This window comes from Sinobaca sp. H24, from assembly GCF_023845525.1.
Genome location: NZ_JALBWT010000020.1, coordinates 63,497 through 77,202, shown reverse-complemented (window position 1 = coordinate 77,202; position 13,706 = coordinate 63,497). Strand labels below are relative to the sequence as shown.

The 13,706-nt window shown below is 39.8% G+C and carries 15 protein-coding genes and 2 pseudogenes; 12 read left to right on the top strand and 5 right to left on the bottom strand.

Annotated elements, in window-relative coordinates; translation table 11 throughout:
- Positions 1 to 174: 174 nt before the first annotated feature.
- A complete protein-coding gene (locus MMY81_RS21375) occupies positions 175 to 834 on the bottom strand; it encodes a TVP38/TMEM64 family protein (protein ID WP_252314451.1) in 660 nt (219 codons plus the stop codon).
- A gap of 282 nt (positions 835 to 1,116) precedes the next feature.
- Here MMY81_RS21375 and MMY81_RS21370 point away from each other — a divergent pair, with 282 nt between their 5' ends.
- The 6 genes from MMY81_RS21370 (at position 1,117) to MMY81_RS21345 (ending at position 5,413) form a co-directional block, all read left to right on the top strand.
- Positions 1,117 to 1,338: an SHOCT domain-containing protein gene (locus tag MMY81_RS21370; protein ID WP_252314450.1), complete on the top strand. Its 222-nt coding sequence runs from the start codon at positions 1,117 to 1,119 to the stop codon at positions 1,336 to 1,338.
- A 21-nt stretch (positions 1,339 to 1,359) separates the two neighbouring features.
- Positions 1,360 to 1,554: a hypothetical protein gene (locus MMY81_RS21365; RefSeq protein ID WP_252314449.1), complete on the top strand. Its 195-nt coding sequence runs from the start codon at positions 1,360 to 1,362 to the stop codon at positions 1,552 to 1,554.
- 424 nt (positions 1,555 to 1,978) lie between these two features.
- Complete coding sequence (locus MMY81_RS21360) at positions 1,979 to 3,325, top strand: dihydrolipoyl dehydrogenase family protein (protein ID WP_252314448.1); 1,347 nt, start codon at positions 1,979 to 1,981, stop codon at positions 3,323 to 3,325.
- A 148-nt stretch (positions 3,326 to 3,473) separates the two neighbouring features.
- Positions 3,474 to 3,638: a hypothetical protein gene (locus MMY81_RS21355; RefSeq protein ID WP_374562520.1), complete on the top strand. Its 165-nt coding sequence runs from the start codon at positions 3,474 to 3,476 to the stop codon at positions 3,636 to 3,638.
- Between the two features lie 63 nt (positions 3,639 to 3,701).
- Positions 3,702 to 4,373 (top strand): isochorismatase family protein, encoded by a 672-nt coding sequence (locus MMY81_RS21350; protein ID WP_252314447.1) that lies wholly within the window; start codon positions 3,702 to 3,704, stop codon positions 4,371 to 4,373.
- A 176-nt stretch (positions 4,374 to 4,549) separates the two neighbouring features.
- A complete protein-coding gene (locus MMY81_RS21345) occupies positions 4,550 to 5,413 on the top strand; it encodes an alpha/beta fold hydrolase (protein ID WP_252314446.1) in 864 nt (287 codons plus the stop codon).
- A gap of 168 nt (positions 5,414 to 5,581) precedes the next feature.
- On the opposite strand, the gene MMY81_RS21340 is transcribed toward MMY81_RS21345, so the two are convergent.
- The 4 genes and pseudogenes from MMY81_RS21340 to MMY81_RS21325 form a co-directional block, all read right to left on the bottom strand.
- Positions 5,582 to 6,355: an SDR family NAD(P)-dependent oxidoreductase gene (locus MMY81_RS21340; protein ID WP_252314445.1), complete on the bottom strand. Its 774-nt coding sequence runs from the start codon at positions 6,353 to 6,355 to the stop codon at positions 5,582 to 5,584.
- Positions 6,356 to 6,501: 146 nt separating this feature from the next.
- Positions 6,502 to 6,815, bottom strand: a pseudogene (gene trxA / locus MMY81_RS21335) (thioredoxin).
- Between the two features lie 189 nt (positions 6,816 to 7,004).
- Positions 7,005 to 7,511, bottom strand: coding sequence for a peroxiredoxin family protein (locus MMY81_RS21330; protein WP_252314444.1), 507 nt, complete (start codon positions 7,509 to 7,511; stop codon positions 7,005 to 7,007).
- 117 nt (positions 7,512 to 7,628) lie between these two features.
- Positions 7,629 to 7,982 (bottom strand): hypothetical protein, encoded by a 354-nt coding sequence (locus tag MMY81_RS21325; protein ID WP_252314443.1) that lies wholly within the window; start codon positions 7,980 to 7,982, stop codon positions 7,629 to 7,631.
- Positions 7,983 to 8,557: 575 nt separating this feature from the next.
- Between MMY81_RS21325 and MMY81_RS21320 the strand changes: the two genes are divergently transcribed.
- The 6 genes and pseudogenes from MMY81_RS21320 to MMY81_RS21295 all read left to right on the top strand — a co-directional run bounded on the left by MMY81_RS21320 (position 8,558) and on the right by MMY81_RS21295 (position 13,614).
- The gene (locus MMY81_RS21320) at positions 8,558 to 9,172 is read left to right on the top strand and encodes a flavodoxin family protein (RefSeq protein WP_252314442.1); all 615 of its coding nucleotides are present in this window, start codon (positions 8,558 to 8,560) and stop codon (positions 9,170 to 9,172) included.
- A 292-nt stretch (positions 9,173 to 9,464) separates the two neighbouring features.
- The gene (locus MMY81_RS21315; RefSeq protein ID WP_252314441.1) at positions 9,465 to 10,070 is read left to right on the top strand and encodes a recombinase family protein; all 606 of its coding nucleotides are present in this window, start codon (positions 9,465 to 9,467) and stop codon (positions 10,068 to 10,070) included.
- Between the two features lie 111 nt (positions 10,071 to 10,181).
- The gene (locus tag MMY81_RS21310; RefSeq protein ID WP_252314440.1) at positions 10,182 to 10,652 is read left to right on the top strand and encodes a hypothetical protein; all 471 of its coding nucleotides are present in this window, start codon (positions 10,182 to 10,184) and stop codon (positions 10,650 to 10,652) included.
- 18 nt (positions 10,653 to 10,670) lie between these two features.
- A complete protein-coding gene (locus tag MMY81_RS21305; RefSeq protein WP_252314439.1) occupies positions 10,671 to 10,994 on the top strand; it encodes a helix-turn-helix domain-containing protein in 324 nt (107 codons plus the stop codon).
- A gap of 540 nt (positions 10,995 to 11,534) precedes the next feature.
- Positions 11,535 to 12,342, top strand: a pseudogene (locus MMY81_RS21300) (ZIP family metal transporter).
- A 393-nt stretch (positions 12,343 to 12,735) separates the two neighbouring features.
- Positions 12,736 to 13,614, top strand: a complete 879-nt coding sequence (locus MMY81_RS21295) for a C40 family peptidase (RefSeq protein ID WP_252314438.1) — start codon at positions 12,736 to 12,738, stop codon at positions 13,612 to 13,614.
- Positions 13,615 to 13,706: the final 92 nt, after the last annotated feature.

Sequence of the window (13,706 nt, the reverse complement as noted above, 5' to 3'; positions counted from 1 at the left end):
ATTTCCTCGTCTTCTTGTTTATTGATAAGAAACCAATCGTTGTACCATGACCTTTTGATTGATCGGCATAGAAAGATGAAGACTATGCTTGTTATAAAAAGAGGAGTCATAGGTTTTTATTTTCTCCGATGTCGCCCTTCTTAATCCCCATTCGCCTTATAGAAAATGATTTTTCTACGAGTGGGAGAGTCCCAGCCATTTTTGAACGGGAGCACGAAAATAATAGGTGATCCCCAGGAGGATAACAAACACCGAAATAGCAACAATAATCATCGTTAAGTTCCCGGAAGCAATACTAGCTCCTAAGAAGCTGTAAGCAAAGGTTCCAGGGAGCATGCCAAGAACGGTAGCGATGATAAAGGATTGGAAACGAACCTTGGAAATACCGCCGGCATAGCTGAGAAGATCGAAACTGACAAGCGGAATGAGTCTTAATATAAAAACATAAAGGAACCCTCGTTTTTTCATTTGATTAAACAAGTTTTCGGACCAGGAGAATCGATCCATGTTTATAACAGAACGTCCAAATAAACGGGCCATCACATATCCGGTTGTGGCAGCTCCGGTGGCTCCAAGAATAATGTAAAAAACGCCTGGAAAAACGCCGAACGCCAAACCGGCTCCAAGAGATAATACGGAAGTCGGAAAGAAAATCAGGGGACCGATGGTATAGACGAAGAAGAACACAAGTGGCCCCCACCAGCCAAAAGACAAAATGAAATCTCTTATATCGGCAGGACGGATCTCGAGGTGAAAATGGGTCGTGTACGATACGATGCCAAATAGAACAAGGATTGATGTGATTTTTATCCATGGAGGAATGGTTGCTTTCATTTTCTAATCTTCCTTTCGTTTACCCTGCTTAATTATTCATTGTAAAAGAAATGATAGCGATATGTTGTAAGACCCCTTACATTCTAAAGGAGAAAAAGTATGTATAGTTGGTAGTGAATGTATGTAAATATCAAAAAATGAACCGAAATGGAAGAGAACTCCATACGGTTTTCACATTTTCTTCATACCATTCCGTCATACTAAGAAATGCTTTAAAAAGATACTAATGCATATCTTTTACAGGCATGTACCAAAATAAAGGAAAAGGGGGAAGAGAGACCGATGATGTCTATGGGAAATGGAACGATGATAGGAATGATGGTGATCAGTATTCTAATTATCGGATTTCTTTTGTATTTCCTGATCGTTGGGATAACCAATACGATAAGGAAAAAAGAGCACACTACAGAAGGAAGGGAAATGCAAATACTCAAGGAGAGACTGGCACAGGGAGAGATCAATGAAGAAGAATTTCAACAAAAAAAAGAACTTCTTCAAAAATAAACCGACACGGAGGGGCAAAAAATGACCTTTTATAAAAAACCGTTTATTGTAGCGTTTACCCTGGCGACGGTACTCGTATTTGGCCAGATGAACTGGTCGGCGGAAGCCTCTACGAATCATGCAGGTCCACAGATGAACCAGGGGACCATGCAGGAAATGATGAACGGGATGGGGAAGATGATGCAGCAATGTCAGGGAATGATGCAAAACAACTAAAAATTACCACTGCCCCTTTTCAGAAGAAATAGACAGAACATCTGTAGGGAAAAATGAGTTTAATTCTTATGCTTTTAGTCCGTGGAATTTGTTTAGTCAATGTCCTGAAAGCTTTATTAAGATAAAAAGGAGGTGTTGACGCAATATGGTTATCCAAGCAAATATGTCCCCAAGCCATCGTGGAAGTGTGGGAAGAAACACGACCTTTTTTCAGTGAAAACAACATCCCCTTACGAATCAATCATTAGAAACATATATCAAATCAGAGGAGCTGTCTCCCCTTCTTATCGAATTAAATAAACGGATTGGCAGTTCTTCTTCTACTTGTACAAAAGGCGGCTGACAATGGAGTGTGTAAAAAGAAGTAGGTTACTTCTTAATCGTTAGATCATCCGTATAAAATTATGACAGGAGGGAACGATAAATGACTAATCATTATGATCTTATTGTTATTGGATCCGGTTCTGGTGGATCGATTCCCGCAGCCAAAGGCCAAAAAGCTGGATGGCGTGTCGCGATGGTGGACGATCGTCCGTATGGCGGCACGTGTGCACTGCGGGGGTGTGATCCGAAAAAAGTGCTGTATGGCGCTGCAGAATTGCAGGGTGCCCATGACCGAATGCGTGGGCATGGGATCAATGGGGAAACAACGATTCACTGGCAGGATCTTATGGCATTTAAACGAACGTTTACAGAGCTTGTCCCGGAGAAAAAAGAAAAAGGATTGAACAAACAAGGAATTGATACGTATCATGGCAAAGCCGTTTTCATTAATGAAAATCAGCTTATGGTGGAAGGAGAGGTGCTGGAAGGCTCCCGTATCTTAATTGCTTCTGGTGCCATGCCAACCCCTTTATCGATGCAAGGGGAAGAGTATGTAACATCTAGCGATGCTTTTTTAGAAATGGAACAACTGCCTGATACTATTGTTTTTGTAGGGGGAGGATATATTTCTTTTGAATTTGCTCATATAGCGGCACGAGCAGGATCAGAAGTTCATATTGTTCATCGTGGGGAGCGACCGTTAAAACACTTTGATGCTGACCTTGTTGATCTTCTAGTGAAAGCTTCTAAAGAAATAGGTATTCACGTTCATGCAGAGCATACGGTAACAGCTATCGAACAAAAGCAGAATAGATTAATAGTACAGACTCAAACCAATGAAAAAACAGTATCATTTCCAGCCGATCTTGTGGTCCATGGAGCTGGGCGCGTGCCTGCTTTAGACATGGATTTGGAAAAGGGAAAAGTTGATAGAGACAAGCACGGGGTTCAGGTAAACGATTATTTGCAAAGCCTGACAAATCCTTACGTGTATGCCGTAGGAGATGCAGCGTCCACGAATGGGTTGCCTCTCACTCCCGTAGCCAGTATGGAGGGTCATATTGCGGCTTCTAATATAATAAAAGGAAACAACAAGAAAGTGATATATCCACCGATGCCTTCGGTCGTTTTTACCGTACCTAAACTGGCTTCCGTAGGGATGACGGAAGAAGAAGCCCGGGCATCCGAGAAAAATATCGAAGTAATACACAAACAGGTAGCTGATTGGTTCACTTACAAACGAACGAACGAAACCCATGCCGCCTTTAAAATTCTGATTGATAAAGACAATGATCAGATAGTAGGAGCTCATTTCATTAGTACCGAAGCCGATAATTTGATTAATCACTTTACCACGGCGATACAGTTTCAGATTCCGGCAAAAAAATTAAAACAAACGATGTTTGCTTATCCAACAACAGCTTCCGATATTGCTCACATGTTATGACTCGTGTCTTATTATGTTTGAACAATAAAAAGCCAGTATGTTTAATAAGCTGCAAATTGAGTTCGTAAAAAAGAATGAAAATGAAGGAAGCCTACGTTTGATGGTTTTCTTCGTTTTGATTATCCGCGGTTCCTAGTGTCCAGCTTTTATGAGCGAATTAGAAGAAAGCAAAGAGAAGTTGCACTACCATGGAAAAGATGCTCTCTATGAAGATCATGGAACGTCCAGCGAACCTGCTTTTTTAACCGATGAACAAGGAAAACTTCTCTATCAGCAGAGAAAGACAAACGAGACCGGGACCAACGTAAGCTGACTTACATTTAAATACACAAAAAAATAGTACGGTAGAAAGATAACAAACAAAGGAGGTCTTATGATGCCCTTACCAGAAGGAAAGATGGAAGTCACTCTTTCGAATACCGCAGTGGTTCTTACAGATCCACAAAATGACTTTTTACGGGAAGATGGGGTCGCTTGGGAATTAGTTGAAGAAAGTGTGAAAGAAAATCATACGATTGAAAATTTAGAAATTTTATTAAAAGCCGCAAAAACACAGAAAATGAAATGTTTTATTTCTCCTCATTATTATTTCCCCCACGATCATGACTGGAAATTTGCTGCGCCTTTAGAAGAAATGATGCATAGTGGTGGGATGTATGATCGAAAAGGCCCTCTTACTATGGAAGAATTTCATGGATCAGGCGCCGATTTTTTACATTCGTTAAAACCTTATATTGAAGATGGAGAAACAGTCATCGCAAGCCCGCATAAAATCTACGGACCGCAGAACAATGATCTTATACTGCAACTTAGAAAGCATGGTATACAGCGGGTTATTCTGGCAGGCATGTCGGCTAATCTTTGTCTGGAGTCTCATATGAGAGAATTTCTTGAACAGGGCTTTGAAGTAGCTGTGGTTACTGATGCTACGGCAGCAGCGAAGCTTCCAGATATGGATGCTTATCAAGCAGCAATGATCAATTTTCGAATGATTGCAAACGCTATGTGGACTACAGAAGAAACGGTAGAAAAGATTTCCCTGTCCTAAATTAGTAAGCAGGGAAGGCGTAGTAAAGAACTTGAAACTAAATATGTAGCCGATCCACAGAGAGGCATCTTCTTTTCCTTCTTAAAGTAACTGAAAAGAAGAAAAACTTTTTTGAATAAAGGTATCTTCTTTTGGAAGACCTAAAAACAAAAACATCATTAAGAGGAGGCGAAAAAATGAAGAATAATACAATGACTGAAGAAGCATTCAAGCAGAGACAAAAGTCTGTTATGTTGGAAGGGGTCGTAGAGGAGCCGGTAAGGGTGAATTATACAGATGTAGGCTCGGGTCCTCCCGTCATGTTGCTACATGGAATTCCGACGTGGTCCTATTTGTATCAGGAGGTTATTCCGGAGTTAGAAGGCGAATACCGCGTGATTGCGCCTGACCTTCTGGGATATGGCTCTTCCGATCAACGGGATCGCTTTGACCGTTCCCTGCACATTCAGGAAAAATTGGTGATCAGGCTTATGGAAGAACTAGAATTAGAGCAGGTCCATTTAGTAGCTCATGATATCGGAGGAGGTGTAGGATTACTTCTTGCTTTGAATGAACCGGAGCGAATCAATAAGCTTGTTCTTTCTAATACCGTGGCTTACGATTCCTGGCCAATCGAAGAAATGTTAATGATGGGACATCCTTCCGGAAAAAACAAATCTCTACAAGAAATAGAAGAGTTTCTTACTAAGGGCTATAAAGAAATGTTTTCTCATCAAGAACAACTGACAGATACATTTCTGAAAGGGATCATGGCGCCTTATTTGCATGAAGAAGGCAAGGTAAGTCTGGTCCGAAATGCTTCTGCCTTAAACACAAATGAAACCACTGCTTTCTCGCATAAGCTTTCCAGCATCCAGCATGACGTGCTTCTTTTATGGGGGGCAGAAGATCCGTGGCAGCCGGTAGAAACAGGAGAAGAGTTAGAAAAAGATATTCCGAACTGTAAGCTGGTGCGATTCGATCATGCTTCACATTGGGTCCCACAGGAAGCGCCCGAAGAGTTCGCTGCCGAAATCAAAACATTTATTGATCAAAACTAAAAAACGATGTTCTTCATTTCGTATGCTTGAGAATCAAAGCAACGAACATGAAAAAACCAGGCGCAGTAGAAATTTCTACTGCGCCTGGTTTACATAGTAATTAAAATCTTGAAAATTCTCTTACATACCAACTATTTTCTCTTTTAATAGAAGGAAGAGATCGAAAGGTTACAGACCAAATGAGGTCATGCCCCCATCAATATAAATGTTTTGTCCGTTTACATAGCTCGAGCCGGGAGCCGCCAGATACAATACGGAAGTTTTGAGTTCATCCAGACGACCGGTCCGTTTGATTGGGGTGCGTTGTTCCACCGACTGTCGGAACTCATCATCTTCTAATGATTCAGCATTAAAGTCTGTTTTGAAAAACCAGGGACTGATCGCATTGACCGTAATACCATAAGAAGCGAGTTCACCGGAAAGTTGTTTCGTCAAGTGGATAAGCCCTGCTTTACTAGGTCCATAAACAGAGCTGAAGAACAAGCTGACTCCCCCGGCAACCGAAGCTGTATTTATAATGCGTCCATAATTGGCTTTTTTCATGTGAGGAACCACGGCCTGCGTCATTAAGAAAGCCGATTTCAAATTGGTAGCAAACACATGATCCCAGTCTTCTTCGCTTATTTCTTCCACGCTGCCGTAAGCCGCCGTTCCAGCGTTATTAATAAGGACATCAATGCGTCCATGGTTATCTATAATAGTGGAGACCGCTTGGGTGACTTGTTCTTTATCCGTGACGTCGCAGGAAAGAGAAATCACTTCTGCGTTTGTCTGGGACTGGATCTCTTTAGCCGCTTCCTCAATTTTGCTTTTTGTCCGACCAAGAAGAATCACCTTTGCTTCCGCTCCGGCTAGTGTTTCAGCCATTGCTTTTCCAATACCGCTTCCCCCTCCTGTCACAACCGCAACCTGTTGAGAGAGAGAAAATAAGTTTGTAGTCATTGTATCCATCCTTTTATCAATTATTTTTTTAAGCTGTATATATCCAAAAAGGATCCTCAGAAAAGAAATTGAACCTTTTCTAAGTCTCCTATTTTGGAAACCATAGAGTGGATAATCATATTTTCCTAGCTGGTTAATAAGGCTATTTAAATATACTTTTGAATCTGGTTCATTAATTGTTCTTTTGGTTGAAACCCAACTATTTTTTCGACTACTGTGCCATTTTTAAACAAAAGCATCGTTGGAATACTCATTACACCATATTCATTCGTTGTATTTTGATTTTCGTCCACGTTAAGTTTGGCAATCGTTACTTGATCGCCAATTTCATCATTGATTTCTTCCAAAACGGGAATCAGTCATTTTGCAGGGACCACACCAAGAAGCCCAAAATCGGTTAAACGACTCCGTTTGATGTGGCTTGATGAAAGTTATTATCTGAAACCTGAATAATAGACATGTGAATGTCCTCCTTTACGTTGGTAGTTTCCTTAAGGAATATTTTCTATTATATAAGCAGAGTGATATTGATGTTGTAAGATATATTACTATTAGTTATTTTTAAGCCATTTATTTAGTATTTGATATTGTTTCAGTATGAACTAAAAGCAAAATGGCGATGTGAAATATCCCCATCGCCATTTTGCTTTTAGTTTAAATTTTTCTTAATGTATTGAATGATTTTTCTTAGTTCTTTCGGATGTGGCCGGCCAAATGGGCTTGTCTGTCTCTGCTGATAGAGAAGTTTTCCTTGTTCATCGGTCAAAAAATAAGCGGGTTCGCTGTGCGTTCCATGATCTTCATAAGGCGCATCTTCTTCATGGTAGTGGACCCCATAAGAGGTTAAAAACTCAAAATCTTCATCTATCAGAACCGGAAACGTGAAGCCATGTTCTTTTACCATCTTTTCTAAGTCTTCTTTTTTATCGTGTGTTACGGTCGTTAGATGAATCTGTTGTTTTTCGAAATACCCTTTGCTTTCTTCTAATTCTTGTAATTCACTCATACAAGCAGGACACCAGGAACCACGAAAATAAATAATAAGATGCCATTGATTCTCATGTTGTTTGAGTGCCTCAGAAAAGCTAAATTCTTCACCGGATACGGTAGGAAGACTGAACTCAGGGATGGATTGGTTTAGTTTAAAAGTGGTCATTAATTTACGCTCCTTTATCGAATATAGTACCTAGTTTACCCTTTTTTTGATGTGATTAAATGGAATATACTATATTTTAATGATTAGCATACGGTTGCCATTCTTTTATTAACGGTCTTAAGATGCAACCGTTTTAGTATGAACGGTGTTCTTCTTTGCTAATAATTTGAAAACAATAGCTACAATAAATGAAAAAAATAAGTGAGTAACGAGACTCATAAGCTGATCTGGAGTGAAAGCATTAGCTAAATTTGTACCCATGCCCATCATCATAGGCATAATAACAAGTGGGCCGATAATCCAAATCCCCACACTGAAGACCACGGCTAAAATCCAAATATTTTGAATAATCAAGGTTAATAACCCGAAAGCCACTCCGAAAATCACGCTGATCATCATATGAATCATCCATCCAAAAATAATACTTTCACTTCCCATCGTTCCAGCAAGCATAGCAATCATTCCCTGCATATGCATCAGAATCCCAAACAGAAGTCCCCGACGATGCCGCCAATTAATCCGTACCAAATCACTTTACTCAAAGAGTTTGTCATGTGTGAAGCACCTCTTCCTTATTTGATACCTCTATTATATGAAAAGCATGAAGTGCATTCTGTAAGAAGGCTTACATTTTTACGATTTATATAGAATATTCTGTAAATAATTTTTAATATTCATAGGCTGCATAATAAATCAATTTTTAACGCAGCACCTTTTTACCTTATACTAAACGATTACCATCAGTTCCATTTTTTCTTCATTCAATCGAGACAGTTGAATCTAATCTTTTTTTAGAAGATAGAAAAAAATAAGGTAATAAAGCGAATAAAGAAACATCGCTTTAGAAATCAAAAAAGGATGATTTATCTATTCGAGAGTTGAAAGTCTTCATATATAGTTTTTTCTCGGTGTAATGAGGCTTACATGATCGCAATGAACAAGATAGTATACTTAGGATGTAAGCAGCTAACAAAAAAGTATGATGAGTGATAAAACGAGAACCAATGTACTTACAATTGCACTACACTAAAAGAAGGAGGGTAATTATGACAAAGGCACTTTATTTAAACGGGTCATTAAAAGACAGCAGGGAGGAATCTCACACTTCTGGGTTATTACAAAAAGCGACAGAATGGTTTACACATCTGCAGGTAGAAACGGAAGAAGTCCGTTTGGCAGACTATCATATACTTCCAGGAATGAAACCAGATATGGGAAACGGTGATGAATGGCCGAAAATCATGGAAAAAGTGCTACAGGCAGACATTGTCATTGTTGCTTCTCCCATTTGGATCGGGGAGAAAAGCAGCGTGGCTACCTTAGCAATGGAACGTTTATACGCATCCAGTGGAGAAAAAAACGATCAAGGCCAAGCTATTTATTACAATAAAGTTGGAGGAGCAGTGGTAACCGGTAATGAAGACGGAGCAAAAGAATCCTGTAAATCTATTCTTTACGGCCTCTCCCATATTGGATTTACCGTACCACCTAATGTCGACGCCTATTGGGTCGGTGAAGCTGGTCCCGGTCCTTCCTACTTGGAAACGGGGAAGGATAACGCCTTTACGATGAAAAATACCAAGATGATGGCGTATAACTTAGTTCACTTTGCCAAATTGTTACAAGCACATCCAATTCCAGCAGAGGGAAACACAGACTAAATAATGGTCTTCAGTAATTAATGCAATAAATATGTCTACTAGAAAGTGGAGTTGTTTTGAGACCTTGTGTTAAAAATAGAATTAGTTTTAATGCTTAATTTATAAAGTAAGTCATTTTACTCGTTCGTGAAAGTACACCTTTAGGAACGGATAAAATAAAAGCAAAAAGAATCATTATGAACGTCCGTAAAAGTTTAAATTAACTTTACGGGCGTTTTTTTATTTTGCCTACACATTTACGAACGGAAACGGTATACTTTCTAAAAGAAATGTAAAAAGAAAGGGGATACTAATGGAACATCGTCATTATGCATACATACGAGTCAGCAGTAAAGATCAAAATGAAGGACGACAAGTGCAAGCAATGAACGATAAGGGCATCCCAAAACGGGATATTTTTATCGATAAAGTGAGTGGGAAAGATTTTCAGAGAGAACAATATCAGCTTTTAAAGCGGATACTTCGCAAAGGGGATGTACTCTATATTCATTCCCTGGATCGGTTTGGTCGAAATAAGGAAGAAATCGTGCAGGAATGGAATGCGATCACCAAAGAAATACAAGCCGACATTGTCGTCCTGGATATGCCCTTACTCGACACTACGCAATACAAGGACAGCATGGGGACCTTTATTGCTGATCTCGTGCTGCAAATCTTATCCTGGATGGCACAAGAAGAACGAGCTCGTATTCGAAAGCGCCAACGTGAAGGAATCGATATGGCTTTAAAACAGGGGAAGGCGTATGGAAGACCACAAGTGCAAGCAAGTGATGCTTTTTTAGAGGCATACAAGGAATGGAAAGAAGGAAAGATCACTGCAGTAAAGGCCATGGAGCAAGCTGATGTGAAAAAAACGACATTTTATAAATTAGTTAAACAAATGGAGAAAACTAGTTAAAAGAAAATATAAAAAAGACTTTTAAGTCATAAGACAAAATAAAAAAGAAAAGAGGTGAGTCATATATGACGGTAATTGTTTGCTTATTTATGTCATATATGACATAATATAATGAATAAAGTAGCCAATGTAGTCGCTATTGAAGATGAGACAGGTAGAGAACAAATGGATCTTTTTCGTTCTGCCTTAATACGAGAAGCCCAAAGAAAACACAAAGCAAAAGTGAGATTTGTGTTTTTTCAAAAAGCGTTGGAGTACCTTAGTTTAGTGGAGAGACAGCATCTCGACGGCTTAAAAGCAGTTCTTACGATTGAAATTGACGGGAAAGAGTATTCCCATGAATTTGAATTGGTGAAAGTACTAACAAGACGACCGATTTATGAATTACGGGTGGATTATGGGGGCACTCATATTCGGGCTACTTTTTTTCCGAAATTCTATAATGGGTCCTTGTATTATTGCTTTGTGAAAGGATTTATCAAAACACGATTTCCTCCCTTCAATCCGACGAATGACATGCGCGATTTAACGTATGATATGTTTAAAAAAGTGAATGCGTCTCCACATACATATCTTCAGTAATAGAAAGGGGGAGAATAAATGAAAAATTTATTGAATCTTGATCACACGATAGAAGAAATACCGGGTGTAAAAGACACTTTTGATGGGCTGGGAGCTATGTTTGGAAAAGTGATTTTTTCTCATCGTGTAAACAAAGGGTACACGCAACAAGAGTTAGCGAAAAAAGCAAATGTCGGGGTGAAAACGATTCATCGAGCAGAAGGCGGCACGAGTAATATAGGGATAGAAACGTATGAAACTATTTTTAAAGCGTTAAGTATAAAGCCCGAAGAGTATATGGAAGAACTAGCAAAGGTTTCTTCCATAGGGAAAACGAGTGATAAAGAAAAAACGCTTGTTTAGATGATAGGAAATAAAAAGCACCTTTTGGTTTTACATAAACCAAAAGGTGCTTTTTTCTCTTGTGATAATGATCCTTTATCGTTCGTATTAGATAGCGTGTCCCCAATCAAAAATGTCCTATGCAATACATTAGCAATTGCTACTAACGTGGACACGTTAGGAATCGTAATGCCCGCTTCAATCCGACCGATTATGAATCAAACATAACAGCCGGTGATGGCCTGTTTTCAAGCTATCGATTCCCCGATACAGCGTCTCTACTTCTATATGTCGATATACATATTTAATCGTATGAAGTTACAAAGTTATAGAAAGTGATCGCTGCTTCTAAGAAGGAAAGATAAATAGTATTTTTGCCTATAGAAGGGAACGGGGCACCATCCCTTATTGATTGACAAAGGGATTCTTTTTAAATAGTATATACTGAAAGTTTTCCTTAGGCAAAAAATATGGTATATGAAAATAGGTCCATAAATAGAAGAAGGAGCCCAAAAAAATGTTTGGAAGAGATCGTACTATAAAAGGAGGTATAGATGTAAAATGGAGACGTTTATTGATTTTCATCCTGTCTTGCAAGCTTTCCTGGTGACCTTGTTTACCTGGGGAATGACGGCTTTAGGGGCAGGGGTGGTTTACTTTACTCGAAGCGATAATCATAAGGTAATGGATGGCATGCTGGCCTTTGCGGGCGGGGTCATGATAGCGGCCAGTTTTTGGTCGCTTTTGTCTCCGGCTATCGAAATGGCGGAGGATAGTGCTGTGCCAAGTTTTATTCCAGCTGTAGTAGGTTTTCTTTTGGGAGGCGCTATGCTTTTAGGGATAGATAAGCTACTGCCTTTTTTACCTCAAGAAAAATATATGACCGCTATCAAAGACCCTAAAGCCAAACATCGAGCGTCTTTGCTGGTATTTTCGGTTACGCTTCACAACATTCCCGAAGGGTTAGCGATCGGGTGGCCTTTGGCGCCCTGGCCGCAGATGCCTCTGGGGCTTCTCTAGCTGGAGCCACAGTCCTCGCTCTGGGAATTGGCATTCAAAATTTTCCTGAAGGGGCCGCGGTATCTATGCCATTGCGAAAAGAAGGCATGTCCAAGATAAAAAGTTTTATGTATGGCCAATTTTCAGGCATGGTAGAGCCTATCTCAGCGGTGATTGGGGGCGCTGGCAGTGATTCTTATCGATCCACTGTTGCCTTATGCGCTTAGTTTGGCCGCCGGCGCCATGATTTTTGTGGTAGCAAAAGAAATTATTCCAGGTTCTCAAGAAAGAGGGCACGCCCAATTAGCCTCTGTTTGTCTCATGATCGGTTTCGCTGTGATGATGACGTTTAGACGTCGCATTAGGATAATAAAAAAAATGATAAGCCTATGGTCATCATTACCTGGTCCAGGATAAAGGGAGGAACAGATAAAAAGATGAAAAAGGATTGTCCTTGTAAACTATGCTCCATAATATGGACAGGGTATAAAAAAGGCTTACGCTGTTAAAAGATGATCCCGGTATGGATGGTACCGGGGTTATTTTCATAAGTACTTCTTTTTTTACTTCATTTAATCAATATATGTTTATTGTTAAGGTTTTTTCTAATGATATATTGATTTATACGAATTTAACAAAACCATTCTAGATCATATTGAAATCGTTATGACATTGTAAATAAAATGAAATCTATTGATCGCTATTCTCTGATACGATTGCTCATGGTTCCACCTATCATTAATCATCCCAAGGAGGATTTGTCATGTTAGCTTTTAATCGTAAGTCAAGTAAATACCTTGTTTCATCCGCTGTACTTACTGCTCTTGCATTCACTCCTGTAATAAGCGGAAACGCCTCTGCATTTGCTGACCCGAGTGCATCCGAAAGTTCATCTTCATCTGAAAACAGGCCGGTGTCTGCAGAATCAGGCAGCCAGGAAAACACTAGCACTGCTATTGTTAATAATAACGGGAGCAGTGACATTCGTGATCTGCAGTCCGACTTGAATGATCTGGGATATGATACATACAGTTCGGACGGTATATTCGACTCGAACACAGAAGAAGCTGTAAAGTCATTTCAAGAAGATCAAAGCTTACGTGTTGATGGCTTGGTTGGACCGGAGACATCTGCTGCATTAGCTTCTTCTAATGATTCAAGGGAAGATGAAGCAGAGAAAGAGCTTTCTACAAGCACCTCTTCTAATGACCAGGTAGCCTCTGCTTCTACTGAAACAAGCAATGAAGCTGCTCCTGCAGAAGATTCTTCCACAAACACGTCAACATCGGGCATAGTGTCAGCTGCCCAAAGCGTTCTAGGCACTCCCTACGTATGGGGCGGCACAACAGCGAGCGGCCTTGACAGTAGTGGTTTTATTAACTATGTATTTGAGCAAAATGGGATTGATATTTCTCGTACGCATGCTCAAATGTGGGAAAATGATGGTACATTTAAAGACAGTCCCTCTGTAGGAGATGTCGTATTCTTTGAAGGCACTTATGCTACATCAGGAGCTTCTCACAGTGCAGTTTATATTGGAAACGATCAAATGATTCACTCTGGAAGTTCTGGTGTGGAAACAGTTAACTTGAACGACAGTTATTGGCAGGAACATTACTTGGGTGTTAAATCCTTTTCATAAATTTAAATAGTAAGAGATTAAGCTGGCCGCTATAACGGGCAGCTTTTTGTACATGCTTTGCCCCATTGTATATAGAAAGGGCCACACCTTTA